This is a genomic window from Ignavibacteria bacterium, assembly GCA_041649015.1.
GTDB lineage: Bacteria > Bacteroidota > Ignavibacteria > Tepidaquicellales > Tepidaquicellaceae > CAIKZJ01.
Window position 1 is genome coordinate 15,671 of the sequence record JBAZNU010000004.1, and the last position, 24,169, is coordinate 39,839.

Below are 24,169 nucleotides of genomic sequence, written 5' to 3' on the forward strand. Positions count from 1 at the left end.
CTATCAGCTACAAGCTATAAGCTTATTTATTCACAGAGCTCACAGGGAAAGTTATGTTTTATTGCTTAAAAACCAAAGTAAAGAAATTTTATCGCTAATAAAACACCGGAGCAAAAAAGCACTATTTGGAAAATTATCTGTCTTTATCTGTGTGTATCATATCAAATAATTCCTTCAGTGTGCAGGTTATGAGATAAACTTAACATCAAACCCCAAAAGGAAATTTCTTTTCCTTATTAGTATAAATGTTTTTATTTTTCATTTTGCAGGTGCTCAAATCATTTATTGAAAATTTAAGTAAAAAATAATCTGTAGATTTTTTATTTTATATTCATTAATTTTTTATTGAATATGGGCAGTTAAATCTTTTCGAGTTTGAATACAACAGGAATTTCCCTTTGAAGAGAACCTTATCAAACTCATTCTTCGCTATCAGTTTCCCATATTTAACAAACATTATACTTAAACTATACGATTTACCGTTATGAAAGCATATATAAAGGTACTATCAAGTCTGCTTTTTGTTTTCATTTTATCTTCTTCTTCATTCGGGCAGGGAAGCGAAAGTTTTACGAATATTCCCACTTCAAGTTCGTCATCTTATATGAGTAGAAGCTGGACAGGTGATGACGGCGTAACCTGGACGGCTGAGGGAGCACGTACAGATCAGACGATTAACGGTAAAGCAATTTGCTGGGGAAGCAGTGGAACTCGAAATGTAATATCTCCGACGTATTCAAACGGTATAAAAACATTGACGTTTAAATATGTAAGAGCACTCTCAAATACGAGTGCAAGATCTCTGGAGGTATATGTTAATCTTAATCAAATCGGCAGTACAATAACGGTTAGTCCTACAAGTGATGAGGTAGTAACTTATTCAGCAAATATCAACATTTCCGGAGAGGTTATTATCGAAATAAGAAGTACAGGTGCTGCTCAGGTAAAAATAGACGATATACAATGGGATACATATGGTTTAGGTTTACATATTAATTCTGTAAACACATTATACAAGATAGATTTCGATAATACCGTTGAATTCGTGAACAAAGATCAATTTAATGGAAGTGGTTTTTCATCTATTGGATTATCGGGTAAATTGAATTCTAATGCATGGTCTGTCTCGGGATGGAGCGACGGCGACCTTGCATTTGGGGAAAATAGAACAACAGCTAATACTGACTATACAAGGGGTGTAAGCACAGGAGATGTAACCACAGAGGGTATATATGCCTTTGAAGTAAGCACAGGAAACAGAGCGTTTGGATTTCAGCCGGGAGAGGACGATTGGACACCCGGAAAAGCGACTTTAAAAATCAGGAATAAAACAGGAACAACAATTACTTCTTTTCTTGTGTGTTATATTGTTTATTCACGAAACGACAAGAGCAGTTCAAGTGAATTCAATCTTGAACATTCAGCAGATGATATCACTTATACAGAAGTTGCCTCAATTAATTTCACTACACCTGAAACAGCCGATGAATTTCCATCCTGGAAGGCGAATGTAAGAACGGTTATAATTGAAGGTATAAGTGTTCTAAACGACAAAACTTATTTTATCAGATGGAAAGGTAATGATGCGAGCGGTACAGGCGAAAGAGACGAATTCGCATTGGATGATATTCAGATTGTTGCAAACTCAACGGACACAAAACCAAATATTTCGGGAACAATACAGGAAATTGTCGTTGCAGGAGACGCAGAATTGTCTGGAAATGTTGTTGTTAATGGTGCACTTAACCTATATAGCGGCTCACTATCGATCGGTGCAAACACACTCACGTTAGGAGGAGAAGTAACAGGAACCGGCGGAAGTGTTGACGCGAGCAATTCAAGTTCTCTTGTTGAATTCACGAACGCATCGGGATTAACTCTTCCTGAGAGTTTCTTTAACGGAAATGTAGGCAATCTTAAGATGAACGGAGCAGGCGGTGTAACGCTCGGCTCCGCGACAACAGTTGACGGCACACTGACATTAACTGCCGGCAATCTTACCCTTGGAAATAAAATCCTGACAGCGGGAACAATTTCTGGAGGAAGCTCATCAAGCTACGTAGCAACAACGGGAACGGGTGTGTTTAACATGAAAGCAGGGGGGAACACATCCAAGACATATCCTATAGGTACATCAAGTTCATACAATCCGGCATTAATAAAGAATTTTGGAGCTTTAACGAACTTTTCAGTTAGAGTTAAGAATACATTTTCTGTAAATCCAAACGACCCGAATAAAGCAGTACAGAGAGTTTGGGAAATATATCCTGCATCATCGATTGTGAAAGCGACGCTCGAGCTTCAGTTCAACACGGGAGAATTCGGCACGGGAGAAAATACATTTAATCCCGGCAGCACGGTTTACGTAGGAAATTACCATCAGAACGGCTGGCGCTATCCTATTACAGCATCGATAACAGGTTCGGAACCGTACGTTGCAAAAGTCGAAAACATAAAAGACTTCTCTGAATTTGGTATAGGCAATCAGGGAGCGTTCAATATATACTCACAAAACTTTGACGGAGAATGGGGGAGTGCACCGGATGATAACTGGACAAACTCACCGGCCACAGGAAATACATCATGGAGAAGAGAAAACAACGGAAGTGATGCAGTCTGGACCTCACCTTCGGCGGGAGTAGTTAAACCATACGGCAATACGGGTCATTCTGCAAACTTCCATTCATACGGAGCGCCTGCATCATCTACAGGAGAGCTTATACTTAGCGTTGATTTAAGCAGTGATGGGAATAAACTTCTTACATTTGACTATACAAACGCGTCAGGCACAGATGTACTGAATGTATTATTTTCAACAGACGGAACGAATTATACGAATAAAGGAACATACACAACAGGAGCATGGTCACAGAAAACAATAGATTTGGGAAATCCGCAGGACGGCACATGCTTTATAAAGTTTGAAGCAACCTCAGACTACGGCTCGAGCGATATAGGAATAGATAACGTAAACATATACAGCGGAAGCATGTATACAACAGACGCTGGAACAGTCTCGATAGACGTCAGTCAGACGGTAAGCGGAACAGTAATACCTAAAGCGACAGTTAAGAACTTCGGCACCTCAACTGTCTCGTTTGATGTGACGATGGAAGTAAACAGCAGTCAGCACGGAAGTGCGGTACAGGTAACCGACCTTGCTCCCGGGCAAACCACGCAGGTATCATTCAGCAGTTGGGCACCATCGGCAGCAACGTATTCATTAGAAGTATGCACAGGATTAACAGACGACCAGAACACATCAAACGACTGTTTCACAAAGAGCATAGAAGCAGGTTCGTCAGGAAACTGGGCAAACGGAACAGAGATAAGCTTTTCAACAATATTCCTCGGAAGCGGGACGGCAAACACAACTGACATTTACAGCGTAGGCGGATATACAACAAACGAATCTGACTGGGGAAAGAAAAGTTATAAATACAATATATCAGGAAATTCCTGGACAGAATTAGATAGCCTTCCCAGTGGAGCACAAAGAACAGTACTCGCAACGGCAATAGCAGGAGACTACCTTTACGCTATAGGAGGTAAGTTCGGAGCGACATACTATAATACAGTTTACAAGTATGATTTAACCCTCGGCACATGGAGCACCGCAGCAACTCTGCCTCAAGCAATCGGCTGGTGCAAAGCAGTAACATATAATAATAGGTACATATACCTTGCGGGTGGACATAACGGCACGAGTGTTCTTGATAAAGTCTATATGCTGGACGTAGAAGCGGGCACACCTGCATGGGTTGAGCTTGGAACCACATTACCCGTACCAAGATTCGGCGGAGCGTTTTCAATCGCAGGCACTAAGCTTGTATATGTAGCGGGAGCATCAGGAAACAGTACACTTTCAAACACTGTATTTGTTGGAACGATAAACAGTCCGACAGACATAACATGGGTTCAGACAGCAAGTAAATATCCGGGAAACGGAAAGAATGTTACAATCAGCTCAAATGAAAACTTCTTAGAAGTAAATTACAGTAACATACTCAACGGAAAGAAAGAAACAGAAGGCGACGGGCCAAAATCCACATTCCCGGCGGGCTATCTATACGGACTTGACGCAGGAACATGGGGCAGCGATGCGGTAATAGTAGGAGGCGGAACCTCAAATTCGAGCTTTATGCCCGAAGACCCGGCACCTTTCTATGTTTACAATCCAACAAACGACTCATGGACGGCAATGCCCGAAATACCAACACCAGTTGCAGGATTTTCAATGGGAACTGCAAACACATCAGAAAATACATGGAAATTCGTTTCAGCATCGGGAAAGACTTTGGACGGAACATACACATCTGCAACACAGGTCTGGACAACAGATAACATAACAACAGGCTACGGGGGAACTTTCGCAATACTGATTGAAGGAAATGGGTTAATGATGAAAAGCGGCAGCCCGAAAGAAGTAACGATTGAATTAAGGGAGTCAACATTCCCGTATCTTGTATCAGAAACAAAGACAACATTACAGAACGGCTCAGAACCCGTAATGATGGAATTTACAAACGTTGAAAGCACCAAATCATACTACATAGTCGTAAGGTATACAAACGGACTGGAGACATGGAGTGCACAGCCACAGTATTTTGTAAACGGACATATGAACTACGACTTCACGACGGCACAAACACAGGCATACGGAAGCAACATGGTAAAGGACGGAGAAAAGTGGTGCATAATAAGCGGAGACATAAATCAGGATGGAAAAATAAACGCTATTGACAGGGGAATTTGCTGGAACGACAGGGGAACGAATGACGTGTTTTCTGACGTTAACCATGACGGATTGGTAAACGAACTGGACAGGGCGATTCTTGCAAAGAATACATTCAGAAAAGTGATGTGTCCTGAAGGTGCAGTTAGCTCTCAATTGAAGATTGGAAAGAAAATGTGAAGAGCGTGAGGAAAAGTCAGAATAATTACGGAACTTTCAAATCAAACCGATCTGGATTTATAATGCTTACATTGATTAATAAATTTATCTCTACTGGCACTTTATTTTATAGTAATAACGAATTAATGTAACGTACATACGAAAATTATTACTAAGCAGAAAACAGCTCGTATTTTCTCTTTAATCAGTACTAAGATAATTCAACTGATTATATTGAAAACTAATTTACCTATTTGTTATAACACTTTTTTGAAAGTAATTAAAAACCTGACCCCCTTGTATTTAGTAATATAAAACCCTACATGTTACTGTAACGATTTAACTGAATTTTAACGGTGCACAATGTTCGCCTTCTTCTTTACCGCACAACATAAGCTGTTCCTCCACCTTCAACGGAATAAATAAAATCTTAGGGGGAGAATAAGATTCCTTCTTGCTCTTTTCGATTTCAGGCTTTTTGTTTTCCGGAAGTGACATATTCATGATTATTTATTTTATTTGATTTAGCTGATTTAATAAAAGATTTATAAATTTCGAAAACAATAACGTTTAATGTATTCTTTAATTTTGAACCCTCACGGTTAATTAAATTTGTTACAAATATATGCGAGCCGTTCTTTTTCATATCTTATTTTACGAGTGTTAGTTTCTTTGTAATAATATTATTGTCGCCGTCAGTTAATAGTCTGTAGAAATATGTTCCGCTTGATAAAGCAGATGCGTCAAATGTCACGGTATAGTATCCGGCTTTCCTGAATTCATTCACTATAGATTTCATTTCCCTTCCGAGAATGTCATAGACCACAATATTAACCCTTGAATCCTTCGGCAAATCGAAGTCTATCTTTGTTACAGGATTAAAAGGATTCGGATAGTTCTGGCTTAAGTCGTATTTTGTCGGGATTCCGACTTCAACAGCCGAGGATAAATCATAGTAATGGAAATTTCCGTTATTATCGATTTGTTTCAGGCGGTAATTGTACTTCCCGGTATTCAGTTTTGAATCCGTAAAGTTGTAGCTTACGGGCGTGTTCGTTGTGCCCGATCCGTTTTGAAATCCTACTTTTTGCCAGTTTCCATCAGATAGTTTTCTCTCGATTTCAAAACCCGAGTTATTTATTTCAGTGCTCGTTGTCCATGAAAGTTTAATGTCGCGTTTATTTACGTTTGAAGCCGTAAATGAAGCTAATGTAACAGGAAGCGGAGCATCGTCAATAACCTCATAGGTTCCAATTGATGAACAATTTAAAACTGCCCACTTTGTCGATTCATAAGACTGGATAATTGTTTTTGGTTGTACCCATTGCAACCCAAAAGTTCCCGCAGCATTCGTTACATTCGAAACAGAAAATCTTCCCAGCTTATGCGTCAGAGGTGTATTGTCAATCTTAGCTGCCCGCGTGTTGAATTCAGTCTGATTCGTGAAACTGATTTCGTTCACAATAATTACAAGTTGATTATCAACAATCTTCAGTGCAATGACTTCGTTATAAGCAGTTGTAGGATTGCCGTTAGCATTTAAGAGCACGCTTGAATTATTGATATACGTTAAAACCGGGTCAGTAAAATTAGCATGATTGAAATTCAGAACAAAATCTGAAGGCGAAAGATATAATGGTTCCGGTGTAGTCGCCTGAAGAAATATGTCAAATTCAACCGATGTACCTGATGTCTGCTGATTCGCAGCCGTTAATTTAAAAGGTACCTGCGCCCTTGCACTTGCAAATACGAACAACAAAATGACAGCGAAGAATAGCTTTAAATTTTGTGTTTTCATAATATTATATTTAAAATTAGTTTTAATTTTCGTTTAGTTAATTAAAATATTTAACTTCATAACAGCTCTTCATCACTTCTTCACTTTGTTACTGTTCATCACTCCGTCGCTGTTCTTCTTCACTTTGTCACTGCTATTACTGCTCTTCCTCACCTTTCCGGCAGAAGGAACAAACCCTGACGGGAATTTTGCACTTACACTTTTATTATTCGAAAGTATCGTACGGTCAAGTTCATTCACATTACCGTCTCCGTTTAAATCCGATTCCTGTAAACCTGTAAGTCCCCTGTCATTCCAGCAGAAACCCCAGTCAATTGCATTGATCGAGCCGTCTTGATTTATATCACCGCTGTAAACACAAAACTTGTCTCCAATTTTCACCAAATTATTGCCGTATGCCTGTGTCAATGCAGTAGTGAAATCATAATTCAGAATATTGTCTGTGAATCTCTGCGGCGCTGAACTCCAGGTTTCAAGACCGTTCAAATATTTTACAACCACGTAAAATGGATTGTTATTATGTATATTATTGAATGGGATTGATGCAAATCCTGATTCGTTCAGAAGCACAGTATGCGATTCAATGAGTGAGAATGGTGAATTTGATTCTCTAAGTTCCACTGTAACGTTAATCCCGGGTGATTTACTATTTTTCATTCCGGTATAATATCCTTCTAATAATGAAGTTATATTGAGCATCTTATCACCGCTAAATGTTTCTGTCCAGACCTGAGTTGCTGTTGAGTATCCGCTTGGCGTTAATCCTGAAGCTAATACGAATTTCCAAGTAGTCCCATTTAATACCGAACCCGATGAAGAACCCGTAACAGGTGTTATAATATTTGGCTGCGATGTCCATTCATCCTCAGCAGGATCATAAAAATAATATGGACTTGGGTCGTTGGGTAAAAATGCGTCTGATGATGCTCCGCCTCCGACAATTATTCCGCCGTTCCACGTTGCGGCGTCTAAACCGTACATTGAACCTGCGGGATACGTGGATTTTGGGTCATCTCCTTCTTCTTTATTGGATTTAGAAAATATACTAGGTTCTGATAGCTTTGAAGATGAAGATAGTGTAACTGGTTTACCGTTGCCGGGAAAAGTATTTGCAGAGACTTTCCATTCAGAAAGAGAATTCATCAAACCCCCGCTTATTGAAGATGTGTAAACTGTATTGCTTAATGCACTATTGCTAACGGCTCCTCCAACGTAAACTAAGGTTGTACCATAAATAGCAAACCCTCCTCCAAACCTCGCTTCCGGAAGAGGTGTTGACTCTGCCCAAGTATTTGCATCTACATCATATACATAAACATTTTTTAAAAAAGATGGGGCTGAACTTGTACCGCTGCAGCCTCCTGCAAGATATATTTTGTTTCCATATGAAATTGCCCTGCCCCATCCTACAGTATAAGGTACTGGTTCTCGTGATTTCCATGTTCCGGTAAGTCCTTTTGAGATATCATATCTATATACTGTAGTCGTGTATTCATGAGCTGAGTTCATACCTCCAATTGCATATAGGGAATCCCCTACAATTGCTGTTGCGAGATGGACTCTTAATTCGGGAAGGTCTGTTATTGGATCCCATGTTTTTGAATTCACGTCATATCTGTAACATTTATTCCCTGTAGAAGTGAAACCACCAACACTAAATATATAATTTGTCGAACCATTTGAATATCCAACACCGCTTCCTAATAGCAGAGAATAAGACACTGCATCATTTGACCAGCTTCCTGAACTCGAAACACTGATATCCTTATCAAGACAGTCATTCGATGGATCCTGATCGTCTGTTAATTCTGTACATATTGTGGATGTATATGAGCCGATAGTTGCTGTCCAGTCATCAAATGTTACTTGAGTAGTAGCTCCTGCACTTAAACTTGAAATAGATTTTGTTGATGCATAAGATGCACCGCTGATGTATAATGTAACATTAAACGCAGTTGAAATATCAGTTGTCCCGAAGTTTTTAATTGTTGCCTTCGGACTGATTGTTCCCGGACTTACGACGGAACTTATATCAACTGACAATGCTCCGGCATCAGAAAGAGAAGTATTTCCTAATCTAATGTTAACGTTGTCAATGCCGATGTCCGTATTGCCAAAATCTGATGTCGCTTGAAACCTTACAATACAGGTACTCGAAGTAGTTGCACCTAAATCAACGCTTTTCTGCGCCCACGTTCCTGTTGTAAAAGTTGAAAGTGCAGAACCAAAATTTGCTCCATTATCCGTAGAAAGGAATATCTCTAATTTATCATTTCCTGATGCATTGATATAATCAAATGTAAGAATTTTTGTTCCTACTGCACTCAAATCAATTTTTAAGTCTAAAGTTCCTGTCGCATTAGCTTCCGATTCGTAAGTGTGGAAATTTGCTGAATGTCCTGTGTTGCCGTACGGTTTTACAGTTCCCGCTAATGTTGTCCATCCCGCTGCATCTTTTCCATCATCTTCTTGTCTCCAGGAATTAAATCCCGTTGCAGGAGTATTTACCCAGTTTGCATCGGGTAAATCTCTCGTACTTGTTCCATTAATCCAGTCACCGTCAAAATTTTGTGAATACAACGTAAACGCTCCCAAATTTCCAACAGCAAAAGGCGAAAAATCTTTCACTCCTGATGTTGTAATTGTATATGGACCGGAACCGGAAATGCTTGCAGATAATGGCATCCAAACGCTTTGCATGTAATGACCTGCAACAACCGTTGAAGCAGGGTCAAAACTTGTGTAATCGCTTGTATTAATAGTAAATTTTATCGTGCATTCTGTTCCTGTAACTGATGGAGAAATATCCCATATTCTTGGAACAGCTTTTGTAGGGTCTGAAGGAGAAACAGTAAATGAAGAAGCAACTCGTATTGAAAAATCTGACGTTGTACCTGTATTCTTTATCAACGATGGGTTATATGATGTACTCGTTCCAACCGGAAATGTCACTTCTTCGATGCCGATAGATTTAAGCGTTAATCTTCCTGTATAATCAGTTAATACGTATGATGTTGCACTGCCTCCTGTTATTGTTGGAGTGATTAAATCGTATCCGCCCAATGTCAGGTTCCCATTCGTTAATGTTGTTGTTTCGTTTACTGTTATAACAGATCCCAGTGAAACTCCGCCTGAACCGTTCATTATTAAATTACTTATATTACCGCTGAATATTTGTGTCAGTGGTAATACTAAAGCAGATGTATTCTTAAATTCAACAGTAGCACTGCTTGCATTAATTAATCCGGTTGTTCGTGATACTGTATTTCCTGATATTGCAAGTGTATTAGAACCTGCTGTTATTGTCCCTGCCGTAAGCGATAATGCTCCGCTGATTGTCAGGTCTGACCCAAGCGCCACACTGCCGCCGCTGTTTATTGTCAGATTATTTACAATTCCATCTTTAAAAATACTTGCCGGCAGGGAAACAACATCTGATGTTGGATTTGTAAATAATATCGTAGAACTACCCGCATCTATATTACCGCTTGATCTTGTTATATCGCTGCTTAAAATGGTTAATGAATTTGAACCGATGCTTAATGTCCCCGATGTAAGAGTTAAATCTCCGTTTATAGTTGCTGATGAATTAAGAGTAACTCCTCCTGCACCGTTTAACGTTAAATTATTAATATCTCCGCTGAATACTGATTCTGGTAAAGATAATGCCGATGAATTAGTAAATGCAAGAGTTGATCCTGAATTACTTGCATCTATATTTCCGTTTGTTCTTGAAACCGTATTTCCTGAGATTGTAAGCGTGTTTGCTCCTGTAGTCAGCGTTCCATTAGTTAATGTCAGTGAATTCGTGATTGTATTACTATTTGATAATGTAATTCCTGTTGAATTGTTTAATACTAAATTATAGAAAGAACTTGATACCGTTCCTCCGATTGTTTGTTCAGATGTACCGCTCATCGTTATAGTACTTCCTGTTGACGTAAATGTACCGCTGCTACTATTTGTAAAATCACCTTTAATAACATGACTATAAGCACCAATATCAGCAGATACAGATCCAGACACAGTAAAACTTCCCGTTAAAGTCATTGCAGATCCGGGCATTGTCTTGGTTCCGGAACCGCTTAGTATTAAGTTGTGGTAGGTTGCCGAAGTACCGTCGGGTATATAAACTGTTTGATCACCGTCATTATTATATTCTACTGTGTTATCATGAACATCAGTAAACCACTTTCCTGCTGTTGTACCCGTTCTCAATACCTGATTAGATATCTTCATTAAAGAGCCAAGCTGGTTTGTCAAAGTAGCATTGTTACCAATTTCTATTTCATAAAAATTTGAATTTCCTGAAAAAGTAGCACCATTGCCCGTAAAGATTATTTTATTACTATTTGGAATCAAACCATAGTTAACGTCATTGAATGTTCCAGCTCCTTCTATTCCTCCGCCATTTAATGTTAAATTTGCATTTAAAGTCAATGTCGCACCGTTTTGAATATCTATTGACTGAATTTCCGCAGCACTTGAAAGAACTGGTTTTATGGCAGTATTTGGAATTACTACGTGGCTATTTTCATCCGGTCCTGAATCATCAAACCAATTAGCATTATCATACCAATCAGTTGTTCCATTATCTGCTGTCCATGTTTTATAATTTGTTGCTGTGTAATCAGCCATTGAAAAAAATGTTCTCCATTCGTGAGACCCTTCTACATAAATAAAATAACCGATAGGAACGTTTGACATACCAATATATTTATAATTAGAAGTTGTAATATCATAAACTGACTTGCCGTGTTCATCTTGAGGATAATGTATAGGCGGAGTAGTACCTTCAAAATAATCATAATCTCCTGTCACAAGTTTTGATTCTGTGTTGACACCTAGTTCACCATCAAGATAGTGAAAATTAGCATCAATGTATGAACCATCGGCAGTTGTAGGAATAACAATTTCATATCTTCTCTTTATAGGTGTATAGCTCCAATTAGCACCGCAATTAGTACAGTTAGCAGGATCAATATACGGATCCTCACCAAGTGTAATAGTCACCTCTATATATTCAGGCATAGTCCCGGGAGTAAGTGATATAGTTGTAACCTGATGTCCAAAAGTATATTCTGTACTTGGATTTATTGTTGTTCGCTTTACTTTCCCGGTTACATCACCGATTCCTGTGGTTGTTGCAGTGGCACCCATTGTTAGTGTATAACCGCTCATATCAAAACAGCCGAGAGTTGCAGAAGGATTAGCACTTTGAAGATTTAGTATTCCGTCAACTGATATATTTCCGCCCGCTGTTGCACCTGCTGAGTTATTTATAGACAAATTATTAAAAGTAAATACAGGAATTGTCTGAACCGCAGTTCCGTTAAATAATACTGTACTGCCTGTGATTGTATGTCCTGTAGCGGAACCTTTTGTAAACAAAGATGAAATTCCTACTGTACCGCTTGATGGTAATACTTTATTATAATCACTAAATTTAAGATTATAATAATTTGCTGCTAAGACATTTTGTCCATTTGAAGCAAGATTATAGTATACCGTACTTCCGGAACTTAAAGTACCAAGTGTTGGGTTTGTTGAATTTTGTATGTCTAATATCGAATTTGTATTAACGTTTGTTGTCCCTGTCAGTGAATATGAAGGTGGTATTGATAATGTTGCGATATTTGTTCCGTCTCCCACCGTAATAGTTCCTGATGCTTTAACATTTGTCGCTAAAGTCTTTATTCCCGTACTGCTTATTTTTAAGTTATAAAATGAAGGGTACGATATGTTTTGGTCACCTGTATATGCATAATCTACAGTGCTTCCTGCCGCAAGACGTCCGAATGTAGGCAGGGTTAAATTTTGCAGTGTTAGCGTTGCATTCTTTAACACATCAATTTCACCCGTAACGGTATATGCTGATGGAATAGTGAAATTACAGGCATTCACTGTATCGCCGACTTCTATTCTCGAATTAATTCCGGAAACAGTCCAGTTTGCTCCTATTGTCGGAGTAGAATTGTTTCTTATGAAATAGGTGCAGTTTGGATTTGTAAAATTTGCCGGCTGCGTTCCTGAGCCGTCTGCATTAGTTCCCCAGGTACCTAAAGAATTAAGGTCTCCTGTTGATTTTGAATAATATGAATAAGAAGCCGATGAAGAAGAATTTATATTATGCGAATAAACTGCGTCATCTGAGAATAAATATGCTGAGTTTGAACCTTCTCCGTAGAAACAGTATGAATCGATTTTTACGCAGGCATTATTAATTGATGAAATTTTACCTCCCGTTAATACTCTTACATCGTTTATCCAGAGATCCTGTCTTTGGGCGTTTAGTGAGAAAGTTGTCCCGTATTTACTGTATGAAGTATTCTGTGATTTTGAAACATTAGAAATAGATTCAACTGTATATTTCGTCCCCTGTAAATATGTTCCTATATTTATCCATTCACCCGTTGTGCTCGTTAGGAATGAATAATAATCGAGTGTTACAGTTCCGCCTGTGTTAAATGTCCATCGTAAGGTAGTAGATGTTTCCAGTACATTCCTTGTAAGTTTGTTGTTATACATAAATTTTCCTGAACCGCCGCCATCTCCTGCACAAAAATACCAGATACCGTTATCCGAAGTATTGGTTCCGGAACTGCCGCCTAATATTAAATCAAATTTAAAGTAACCGGCTGAAATATTTGCAGTAGCGAAGGAATAAATTCCGAATTTCGAAAATTGCCCGCTCGCACCTGCCTGGCATTGAACTTCCGATAATGCTCCTAAGTTTAATAATCCGGGATTTGTCGTTGTTAGAGTTGAACCGGTAGAAGAAAACCCATAAAACGTCGTACCCTGTGCGGTTGAAAAAAACCCGGGATTTGCTGCAGTTTCGCTCGAAGCCGAACCCTCACTCGTACCGTAATCGTAACTGAATATCGTTTGTGCTTCAATATTGCTATTAGCAAATAATATTAATAGAACTGCTAATATGAAAAGAATTCTTTTCGCTGGGAAAAAGGAAAAATTCGCCATATAAATTGTTGTTTAAATTATTTTTAATAAATACTTTAATCATTTTATTCTTGGATGGATACTTCTGTGTGGTTATAAGAACAGTGATGAGGTTAAATGTAATCGAAGTAGTACATTCGGGATATACAATTAATCTCGTTATAAATATAACAAAATTCTGTAAACACATAATTATCGTAAATCAACTTTTCAAATTTAATTATCGTCTAATCTTAAAGATAAAACAATAATTATAATCACTTATTATGTATTTCTCCCTGATGAAAAACTAATACATAATTATGTGAATAGCAACTCAATAAATAAAAAATAATCAAGGGAGGGGGGCTTTTGAGCAGAAAGCAATACGAGAAACGCGGGAGCTGAGGCTATTGAAAAAATGGCATACAAAAGAGCGGAATAGGTGGGAGTCATTGAATATACCGTATATTTAAAAGAACAGCTGCTCTTAACAACCTATTTATAAAATCATGACAATTAATTAACATACAAAAGCACTCAATCCCCTTGAACTTGAAATTATAATTTACAATTTTGCGTAAGTTATTGTTAAAATTTAAGGGGCTTAGGATTTAAAAAAACGGATTTTAGTACTTTTTCCACAAAATCTGTTACACACGAAGAATATAATTAATGATAGATTCCTAAAAGATTTCCCTATATAAAACGGAATAATAAAATAAATTATATAATTTAAATTTTACATATATCATCATGAAAAAATCACTACAGGCTTTATTCTCACTCATTTTCATATTCATTTTTGCACATCAAGGCTGGGGACAGACAACGATTTTTACTGAGAGTATGGGAACGGTTTCCTCTACTACTACTTTAGCTACTCATGAGGCAAATAACGGATTTGATAATGATGCATTCACAATGACTAAAGGTGATGCAACAAATCCAGCTGATATTCGGGCAACAAGTGTCTCAAGTGGCTATACAGGTGCATCTGGATCAGCAAATGTTTGGTTCACAAGTACTAACGCGCAATATGGATTTGCAATTGAAGGAATTAATGCATCATCTTACACAAGTTTAAAATTAAAATTTGGATATAGGAAGGAAAGTTCATCAGCATTACCAACTTTAGCATTGGAATATTGGAATGGATCGTCATGGATTAATGTTTCTTTTACATTTAATGAATCTACAAATGCTGGTACGGGTTGGTATTTATCTCCAACGATATCGTTACCTGTTGGTGCTCAAATTAGCGGACTAAAATTAAGATGGTTGAAATCGGGAACTGTTGCAGTAAGAATAGATGATGTTGTTTTAACTGGTACTTCATCTGGTTCCACCCCGCCAACACTAACCGCAGATATAACCAGTAATAATGTTGACAATAATATAAATATTACATTTACAGATGATGCGACATGGAGAGTGGCAGTAACGGCAGTAAAAATTGGAGGGACGGCATTAACCGTTACTACTGATTATGTAATTACATCAGGAAACATACAATTAAAACCATCGGGTGGAAATTCATTATTAACAACTTCGGGCTCTAAAAATGTAACAGTTGAGGCAACGGGATATACTGATGCTTCAGTAACGCAGCAAATAGACCCGGGAGCAGCAACAAAACTTGGAATTACATCTCAGCCTACAGCACCTAATAACAACGGAGAGTCTCTGGCTCAGCAGCCGGTAATTGCCATTCAAGACCAGTATAGTAATACTGTTACAACTGCATCTAACTTAGTCATGGCTTCTGTTGGAGCAGGTACGTGGACATTAGGCGGAACAACATCAAAAACAGCTGTAAGCGGTGTTGTAACTTATTCGGATTTAACCGCTACAAGTTTAGCTTCTGTAACAGGAGCAACAATTTCTTTCACAAGTTCCGGATTAACGGGTGTGACTTCGAATACATTTAATATTCCTGCTCCTGTAGAAATAGGTTGGCAAATTACAAGTACGAATTCAATATTTAAAATTGATTTTGATAATACAGTTGACGGTGTAAATAACGGTCAGTTTGCTGGGTCAGGTTTTCAAACCAGTCCTTCTTCCGGGCAATTGAATTCAAATGCATGGGCAATAACCGGAATGTCTAATGGAGAATTAACATTTGGGGGTAGTAAAACATCGGATGATTATGCCCGAGGAGAAAGTAGCGGTGGCGTTTCTACCGGCGGAGTTTATGCATTTTTAGTTGGTACAGGTAACAGAGCTTTTGGAATTCAACCTGGAGGTTCAGACTGGACCCCGGGAACAGCAATTTTGAGATTTCAGAACAAGACAGGTGGTGTACTTACTGACTTAACAATTTCTTATAAGGTATATATCTTAAATAACGAAAATAGAGGAAATTCTTTCAATTTTTCCCATTCATCTGATAATTCCAGTTATACAGATGTGACAAGTTTAGATTTAACATCAAATGATACAGCTGATGTTTCTCCATCCTGGAAAATGTACGTAAGGACGGTTTATATATCAGGATTAAGCATAGCAAATGACGGATACTATTATTTAAGGTGGAGCGGAGATGATGTTGATGGAGCCGATAACAGAGATGAGTTTGCATTAGATGATATACAATTAGTTGCGAATACTACATCGGTTTACCCGACAATTTCTGGGACGGCTGAAGAAGTTGTATTAGATGGAAACACAGACTTATCGGATAATTTAACAATTGATGGTACACTGACATTAACCAGCGGAATACTTAATACTAAAGATGATTATACTTTAACTTTGGGTGAAAATGTCGCAAACCCGACTGAGAGTGAAACATCGAATATAAACGGTACGATAATTATAGTAAAGACTGTAGGAACAAGTGCATTTCATTTCTTCGGATGCAATATGAGTGCAGGTGATAATATAGGTATTTTAACTCTCATACGTAAGACGGGTTCAAGCGGCGCTTCAACAATAAACAATTATAACAGTATAGCAGAAAGCTGGCAGTTCTCTTCGACTGTATCGGGCAGCCGAAATGTTACTCTAAGCTGGCATTCAGTAAGAGATAACGGAAACAACTTTTCAACGGAAAAATCTGCTCAGTTGTATAATTATGTAAGCGACTGGTCTGCGAGTGGAAATGGTAAAGTGATTTCTGCGGGTTCAAGGGCATATCAGGAAACGATTGATTTAAGCAGCACTGCCACTAAATATTCTGTTGCAGTGCCTTCTACACTTACTCTTTATTCACAGGATTTTGATACGGATAACTGGAGCGGTACGAATAACAGCCAGCCCGACGCAAACTGGACAAACACACCGACAACAGGAAATACTTCGTGGAGATTAAACAATCAGTCTTCAACCAATAATTCTGCGAGCTGGTCATATCCTGTTGCAGGAAAGATAAAGTCGTATGGAAAAACGGGTTACTCTGCACAATTCCACACATACGGAACTGCAAACGCTGAATACGGAACGTTTGACTTGAAATTAGATTTCAGTCCTGAAGGAACAAAAAAATTATCCTTCTATTACACAAATGCGAAGGGTTCGGATATACTTGAGGTGTCACTTTCAACAAATAACGGGGTGTCATTCGGGTCTGTTCTCGAAACGTTTACAACCGGTTCCTGGGATAAAAAGACAGTAACACTCGGTACCTCGACCGAGCAAAACTGTATAATCAGGTTTAAGGCAACCTCTGACTTCGGGCGTGACGATATAGGTATTGATAACGTGGAGGTGTACGTTGAGAGGTATTCTTATACAGTTGACCCGGGAATGTTAACGATTGATATGAATCAAAACTATAATACGGGTACGCACGCTCCTCAGGTGACTGTTAAGAACTACGGTACATCGACACTTTCAACTTTTAATGTAACGATGACGATAACGGGCGGATACTCTTCTACAAAAACAGTAACAAGCCTTGCTGCAGACGGAACTGCTCAAGTTACGTTTGACGACTGGACACCAACTGCGGGTTCATACACAGTTTCAGTGACAACCGAACTTACGAGCGACCAGAATACTGCGAATAATACATTAACAACGAGTGTTGGGATTTCATCAGGAACATGGTCTGATGAAACGAATTTTCCGTCGGCAAACTATCTTGGAAGTGCGGTTGGATACACGAGCGGATTGAATAAATACCTTTATGTTACTGGCGGAGTAGGAACAGAGAACAAGTTTTACAAATATAATGAAAGTACGGACGAATGGACGACTAATCTCCCTGATATTACTGCCGGGAAAACAGTTCATGCTTCAGCAATTGTTGGAGATTACTTATACGTAATCGGAGGTGCTGACAACGGGGAGTATCAAACAACGGTTTACAGGTTTAATTTAACAAATGAAGGAGGCAACTGGGAAACTATGGAACCGCTGCCAAAATCAATAGGGTGGTGCAAAGCAGTATCATACGGACAATACATATATGTGGTTGGCGGATTTACGAATGAAGGAGGTGCACAGGCGCTCGGAGATGTTTATGTTTATAATACATCTGATGATACATGGTCTGCGGGTACATCATTGAACGACAGCAAGAAGAGGTTCGGCGGAGCGCTTTCAATAGTTGGAGATAAACTTGTTTACGTTGCTGGAGCATCGAGCAGCAGCACATTAACCAATGAAGTTCTAATAGGTCAGATTACAGGAGCAACGACAATTTCATGGTCGGTTTCAAGCATGCCTTATCCGGGCAACGGAGAGGAAGTGATAATACCCTCAGGTATTAACCTGGCGAGTCTGGAATTTCCGAAGAAGAATATTAAATCAGAAAAAGAAGGTGACGAACTTATGTCTGTGTATCCTGCGGGTTCGCTTTATTGTCTGGATGCAGCACCCTGGGGTGATAACAGTATAATAGTAGCGGGCGGAACGGACGGCGTTGACGGAAATCCTGTAGAACCAAGCTTATGTTACGCATTTGATTTAACCACTTGGTCGCCTAAACAAAATTTACCAACACCAATTTATGGCTCAGGAATGGGTACTGTTTATGACGATACAAACTGGTATATGCTGCTTGCTTCAGGATATACGATAAACGGCACGACTAATAAAACTCAGAAATTCTTAGTTCCCTTAAGCGGCGAACCGCCGAGACCTATGAATTTGAATCTAATTTCAGGTCTCGAAGGAAGCAAGGATACTGATAATCCTCCTCAAATGAGCGTAACTGTTGAGATAAGGCAGTCAACAACTCCTTATTCTATAGTAGATACAAAGACAATACTGCAAAACGAGGCGGGTCTTGGAACAGCAGTATTTAACAATGTCGATGCAAGCAAACCGTATTATTTAGTAGTAAGGTATGAGAACGGACTGGAGACATGGAGTGCAGAGCCGCAGTATTTTGTAAACGGACAGATGAACTACGACTTTACGACTGCACAAACACAAGCATACGGAAATAATATGGTAAAAATCGGAGATAAGTGGTGCATAATAAGCGGAGATATTGATCAGGATGGAAAAATAAACGCAATGACAGGGGTATCTGCTGGAACGACAGGGGAACGAATGATGAGTATTCGGATTTGAATAGAGACGGAATAGTGAACGAGCTCGACAGAGCAATACTTGCAAAGAATAAAAACCTGACGGTGAAGAAGCCGGAGGGGGCAGTGGTTTCAACGATGAAGATTGGGAAGCAAATGAAAATGAAAAGTAATGAATGAACGAATTAAGTGCAGGAACGAATTAAGAACAAAAACAGACTCACACAGATTACACGGATTTATAAACAGTGAGAGAGAAAGAATAAAAAAGAGATAAATAAAAAGTATAAATAAGAGTATAAATTATAATTATAACAATATGGAAAAATTTAAAAGAGGAATAACAGCAGCAATAATTACAGCGGTAATACTGCTGTCGGGAATTGCAAACCTGAATGCACAGGCGCCTCATAAACTGACGGCAACAAACTTTGTGACGAACGGAAATGCTGTCGAGTTTGACGTGTATGTGCAGGCAACAGGCACAGAACCGATATACCTGTCGGTATCTGATTTGGCATTCGATTTCAACCTTGCCAACTTCGAGAATCCCGTGTTTACGTACATAAACAACACATGCAACCTGAAGAACTCTTTGGGAACTCCTGCGGCAATATACAACACAATGATATCGCAGTACATTTCCGGAAACATTCTGATAATAAACATTCCTGAAATGGAAATAGTAACACAGGCAGATTTTAACAGCATGGTGGCGCGAATAGACGGAACTCCTTTAACACACAGAATAGGAAGGTTCTCACTGTCGGGAATCGTAAACAGTTCAGGCACGCTTGGAATGCACTGGCTTCAGAATGAAACTATAATACTGACTTATGAGCCTGTAAAATGGGCAGCAGTAAACAGCACAGACCAGAGCTCGTTTGAAATATCCGAAGACCAGCCTCTTCCTGTAGAGCTTCAGAGCTTTACGGCAGCAAACGTAAACACAAGGAACGTAAAATTAACATGGATAACTGCAACGGAGACGAATAATGCAGGATTTGAAGTACAGCGTTCAGCGGTCAGTGTCCAGCCGGAAGCATGGGAAAAGACAGGATATTTAGCAGGGAAAGGGACGACGACGACACCAACGACATACACTTATGAGGATATAAAGCTGAACTCGGGGAAGTACAAATACAGACTGAAACAGATAGACAATAACGGAAACTTTACTTATTTCAATCTTAGTAGTGAAATAGAAGTTGGGATCCCGAAGAAATACAATCTAAGTCAGAATTATCCGAACCCGTTCAATCCTTCGACAAAGATAGACTTCGACCTGCCATTGGACTCAAGAGTAAAGATAACAGTCTTTGACATACTCGGCAGGGAAATGAAATCAGTAATAAACGAATTCCGCAAGGCGGGATACCACACGGTAACACTCAATGCATCGAACTTTTCAAGCGGCACATATTTCTACAGGTTTGAGACAGAAGGCGGGAATAATATAATGACGAAGAAAATGTTAATCGTGAAATAAACATAATTTAAATAAGAAAATTAAATACTTATAAATGGGAAATAAAAATTCAGATTTTCTCGGTGAACTCCGCGGAGAAGAAACAAGAAAAGAATACGTAAAGCCGGATATAAAATTCGTTCCTTTAAAAGTGGAGGAAAGACTGATGGCTTGTTTGAAAACCGGTGAAGAACTACAATGTGAGGCTAATATAAGAAACAGTTAATATACGATTATATTTATGATTCGAAAGAAGGAATTTGTATTACAAAATTTAGGGAATGAATACATATTAGTACCGACAGGGGGCGAGGTTACGAATCTAAACGGAATACTGGTACTGAATGAAACGGCACTATTCATATGGAAGATGCTTGAGAACGAAATAGGTGAAAAGGATTTAGTTGTTGCAGTTGCGAAAGAGTATAATGTTGATGAGGACCGGGCTGCGAAAGACGTGAAAGATTTTCTTGAAGAGCTCTCATCAAAGAAAATGCTTATCACATGAAATCAGACCCTGATTTTTTAGACATATTATTGAAAAAAGCTTCGGAGCAGCGCCAGCCGGCATCGGGAATGTTTGAACTTACCACAAGATGCAATCTTGCCTGCATGATGTGTTATGTAGCGGAGCATGCATGCAGTAAGTCAGCAAAAGATAAAGAAATGACGGCAGAAGATTGGATACGTATTGCGGAAGACGGTGTTCAAAACGGACTTGTATTTATAACATTGACTGGCGGTGAGATATTTCTTAGACCTGATTTTTTTAAAATATATGAACCAATCAGGAAAATGGGGACGGTGCTGAACTTATACACGAACGGCAATTTAATTACCAAATCGGCAGCGGAGAGACTTTCGGCAGCTCCGCCTAATAAGATAGAAATAACACTGTATGGTGCCACACAAGGTACATATGAAACTGTAACAAAAAATCCAAAGGGATACAAGTTGTGCTGCGATGGTATAGAGAACCTGCTATCGGTAGGAATTAATCCTGTATTAAAGACAACCATTATAAAGCAGAACAAACACGAACTGGACGCAATGCGAAAAATGGCGCACGATTGGGGACTGCCGTTCTTATCGAGCTGGCTTTTAACAGAGCGGACTGATGGTGCCGTATCGGGGATAAAAGAATCGAGATTAATGCCGGAAGAAATAATACAACTGGAAAAAGAAGACAGGATTAGTTCAAGAGAGCTTTACGAAATATCATTACAGTACAACAAATCAGAAACATCCAAAACACGTGAAGAAATATTTTACTGTTCAGCGGGGAAATCGTCATTTATGATAAGTGCTGATGGTAAAATGAATGCCTGCCTTGACCTTCCTCAGCCTGCGGCTCCTGTTCAAGAACTTGGTTTTAAGAAAGCTTGGGAGAAAGTCTGCGAATACATTGAAGAATCAACGAAGAAAACCTCAACATGCAGCACATGCAGTTTAAACAGTATCTGCAATACATGTCCGGCAGCATCTTTCTTAGAATCAAAAACCTTAAATGAACCTGTTCCTTATCTTTGCGAGGTTACAAAACAACGTAATGAAGTGTTCGGGATAAAAGGACAGTAAGCAGTGAACTGTAAGCTGCAAGCAGCGTTCAGCGGACAGGTAACCGTGTTTATCTGGCACAATTAAAACTTATCACTTTAAAATACTTTTTATTTAATAAATGTGCTATTTTGTAGAATTAATGTTCAGGGCTTAAGTGCTTTGGCATGAAGTTATCTTACCTAAAATTTTGAAATACAGCGTAAGTGAAATAAAACAGGATATCGCTAACCTGAAAGAGGCGATAGGTTACGTTTATAAAAGCGGGCGAAAGGACTTTGCGGTCAGAATTATACTTATAATTCTACAAAGTATTCTTCCCGTGTTTTTGCTGTATATGCTGAAACTTCTTGTCGATTCCATATCACTTCTTTTTACGTCTTCCTTAAATGATGCAAGTGATGTTTGGTTTTATACAGCGGTATTCTGCGGTGTTTTTTTGCTTATAAAGATTACGGATGTATTAAAAGAACTTAATGATGAGGTCTCTTCTCAAAAACTAAGGGATTATTTGAGCAATCATGTTCAGGAGAAATCGGCAAGTCTTGATTTAGAGTATTTTGATAATCCTGAATACTATGATATTTTTCACAGAGCACGTGAAGAGGTGAATTTCAGACCAGTGATGGTGCTTAATAATATTACTGGAATTGTTTCAGGAGTGATTTCTCTTGTTGGTGTTGTTGCGATACTTATGCTATTTTCAAAACTTGTTGTTGTAGTATTGGTTGCAGCGGGGATTCCTTCGATTCTCCTGAGGTTTGCGAATAAAAGAAATTTATTCGAATGGAGAAAACAGAACACTCCTCTTTACAGAAAAGCAGCATATTTTTTTGATGTATTGACAAAACGGGAATATTCAAAGGAGCTCAGGGTTTTTAATCTTAAAAAGTATTTTGGTGAGAAACATAACTCGGTGAGAAAAGACATTGCGGAGAACATACAAAAGATATCGGTTAAAAGAAGCAGACTTTATGTTATTTCAGCAGTGGTTGAAACGATTTCCCTTGCGGGGGTTATTTATTTCTTGAGCTTAGATGCAGCGGTAGGTGCACTGACAATCGGTAGTTTTGTGATGTTTTTTGAAGCATTCAGGAGGGGGCAGGGATTTGTGCAGTCGGTTGTTACAGGCGTATCGGGATTGTATGAGAATAAACTGTTTTTAAGTAACCTTTTTGAGTTTCTTAAACTCGAACCGGGCATAAAATCGCCAAGTAATCCGGTTCCTTTTCCGGATAAACTCGAAAACGGTATCACTTTCGAAAACGTATCTTTTACGTATCCGGGAACAGATAAAACTGTTATAAAAGAACTGACTCTTCAGGCGAAACCCGGCGGTATTTATACGATAAAAGGAGAAAACGGCTCAGGAAAAACTACGTGTCTGAAGCTGATTTGCAGGCTTTATGATTGTACGGCGGGGAGAATTTTGTTTGACGGGATAGATATAAAGAATTTTGATATAACAGAACTGCGGAAAAATATAGGCATTATATTTCAGGACTTTTCTACTTATGAATTCACGGTGAGGGAAAATATTATTTTGGGAGGACTGACGATTAACGGGGAAGAGGATAAACTTTTTGAAGCTGTAAGAATTAGCACTGCGGATAGAGTCGTGAATTCCCTGAAATCAGGGTATGACACATTGCTCGGAAGGCAGTTTGAAAACGGTGAAGAGCTTAGCATGGGTCAGTGGCAAAGAATAGCAATAGCAAGAGCTTTATACTCTGATGCCCCAATTCTTATTCTTGATGAGCCGACAAGTTTTGTTGATGCCGATGCAGAGAAGAAATTTTATGAGAATCTTTCGTCCTTGAAGAAGGATAAAATTATTTTTGTGATAAGCCACTCAGGTAATATAACAGCGGGAAACATTATTTCGTATTCAATTGAAAATTAAAAATCCAGTAAATAATTTATAAAAAGTAAATAAGTTAATCTGGTAAAAGATACTAATATAATCGACTCTCAGGAAGAGATAAACGCAGACAATAAACTTCCTGAAAAGGGGAAATATTTATCACCGG

General features: G+C 38.8%; 11 protein-coding genes. 8 read left to right on the plus strand and 3 right to left on the minus strand.

Annotated elements, in window-relative coordinates:
• The first annotated feature begins 484 nt into the window (after positions 1 to 484).
• Complete coding sequence (locus WC644_07915) at positions 485 to 4,915, plus strand: kelch repeat-containing protein (protein MFA5011870.1); 4,431 nt, start codon at positions 485 to 487, stop codon at positions 4,913 to 4,915.
• 318 nt (positions 4,916 to 5,233) lie between these two features.
• Here the strand turns inward: WC644_07915 and WC644_07920 are convergent, their stop codons facing one another.
• The 3 genes from WC644_07920 to WC644_07930 all read right to left on the minus strand — a co-directional run bounded on the left by WC644_07920 (position 5,234) and on the right by WC644_07930 (position 13,673).
• Complete coding sequence (locus WC644_07920; protein ID MFA5011871.1) at positions 5,234 to 5,392, minus strand: hypothetical protein; 159 nt, start codon at positions 5,390 to 5,392, stop codon at positions 5,234 to 5,236.
• 151 nt (positions 5,393 to 5,543) lie between these two features.
• Positions 5,544 to 6,692, minus strand: a complete 1,149-nt coding sequence (locus WC644_07925; protein ID MFA5011872.1) for a T9SS type A sorting domain-containing protein — start codon at positions 6,690 to 6,692, stop codon at positions 5,544 to 5,546.
• 72 nt (positions 6,693 to 6,764) lie between these two features.
• Positions 6,765 to 13,673 carry a kelch repeat-containing protein gene (locus WC644_07930; GenBank protein MFA5011873.1) on the minus strand — a complete coding sequence of 2,303 codons (6,909 nt, stop codon included), beginning with the start codon at positions 13,671 to 13,673 and terminating at the stop codon, positions 6,765 to 6,767.
• Positions 13,674 to 14,387: 714 nt separating this feature from the next.
• On the opposite strand from WC644_07930, the gene WC644_07935 reads away from it, so the two are divergent.
• The 7 genes from WC644_07935 to WC644_07965 all read left to right on the plus strand — a co-directional run bounded on the left by WC644_07935 (position 14,388) and on the right by WC644_07965 (position 24,042).
• Positions 14,388 to 19,157: a kelch repeat-containing protein gene (locus WC644_07935; GenBank protein MFA5011874.1), complete on the plus strand. Its 4,770-nt coding sequence runs from the start codon at positions 14,388 to 14,390 to the stop codon at positions 19,155 to 19,157.
• Entirely contained in the window at positions 19,154 to 19,294 is a 141-nt protein-coding gene (locus tag WC644_07940; protein ID MFA5011875.1) for a hypothetical protein, read from the plus strand. The genes WC644_07935 and WC644_07940 overlap by 4 nt, the downstream gene beginning before the upstream one ends.
• Positions 19,295 to 19,433: 139 nt before the next feature.
• Complete coding sequence (locus tag WC644_07945) at positions 19,434 to 20,603, plus strand: T9SS type A sorting domain-containing protein (GenBank protein ID MFA5011876.1); 1,170 nt, start codon at positions 19,434 to 19,436, stop codon at positions 20,601 to 20,603.
• A gap of 34 nt (positions 20,604 to 20,637) precedes the next feature.
• A complete protein-coding gene (locus WC644_07950; GenBank protein ID MFA5011877.1) occupies positions 20,638 to 20,808 on the plus strand; it encodes a hypothetical protein in 171 nt (56 codons plus the stop codon).
• Between the two features lie 15 nt (positions 20,809 to 20,823).
• Positions 20,824 to 21,090 (plus strand): PqqD family protein, encoded by a 267-nt coding sequence (locus tag WC644_07955; GenBank protein MFA5011878.1) that lies wholly within the window; start codon positions 20,824 to 20,826, stop codon positions 21,088 to 21,090.
• Positions 21,087 to 22,160 (plus strand): radical SAM protein, encoded by a 1,074-nt coding sequence (locus tag WC644_07960; protein MFA5011879.1) that lies wholly within the window; start codon positions 21,087 to 21,089, stop codon positions 22,158 to 22,160. The genes WC644_07955 and WC644_07960 overlap by 4 nt, the downstream gene beginning before the upstream one ends.
• A gap of 169 nt (positions 22,161 to 22,329) precedes the next feature.
• Positions 22,330 to 24,042 carry an ABC transporter ATP-binding protein gene (locus WC644_07965; protein MFA5011880.1) on the plus strand — a complete coding sequence of 571 codons (1,713 nt, stop codon included), beginning with the start codon at positions 22,330 to 22,332 and terminating at the stop codon, positions 24,040 to 24,042.
• The last annotated feature ends 127 nt before the right edge of the window (positions 24,043 to 24,169 follow it).

What these genes read in the sequence shown, in the direction of transcription:
- WC644_07925 (MFA5011872.1), bottom strand. Translation starts at nt 6,692, where the DNA reads ATGAAAACACAAAATTTAAAGCTATTCTTCGCTGTCATTTTGTTGTTC.
- WC644_07930 (MFA5011873.1), bottom strand. Translation starts at nt 13,673, where the DNA reads ATGGCGAATTTTTCCTTTTTCCCAGCGAAAAGAATTCTTTTCATATTA.
- WC644_07915 (MFA5011870.1), top strand. Translation starts at nt 485, where the DNA reads ATGAAAGCATATATAAAGGTACTATCAAGTCTGCTTTTTGTTTTCATT.
- WC644_07920 (MFA5011871.1), bottom strand. Translation starts at nt 5,392, where the DNA reads ATGTCACTTCCGGAAAACAAAAAGCCTGAAATCGAAAAGAGCAAGAAG.
- WC644_07945 (MFA5011876.1), top strand. Translation starts at nt 19,434, where the DNA reads ATGGAAAAATTTAAAAGAGGAATAACAGCAGCAATAATTACAGCGGTA.
- WC644_07960 (MFA5011879.1), top strand. Translation starts at nt 21,087, where the DNA reads ATGAAATCAGACCCTGATTTTTTAGACATATTATTGAAAAAAGCTTCG.
- WC644_07955 (MFA5011878.1), top strand. Translation starts at nt 20,824, where the DNA reads ATGATTCGAAAGAAGGAATTTGTATTACAAAATTTAGGGAATGAATAC.
- WC644_07935 (MFA5011874.1), top strand. Translation starts at nt 14,388, where the DNA reads ATGAAAAAATCACTACAGGCTTTATTCTCACTCATTTTCATATTCATT.
- WC644_07950 (MFA5011877.1), top strand. Translation starts at nt 20,638, where the DNA reads ATGGGAAATAAAAATTCAGATTTTCTCGGTGAACTCCGCGGAGAAGAA.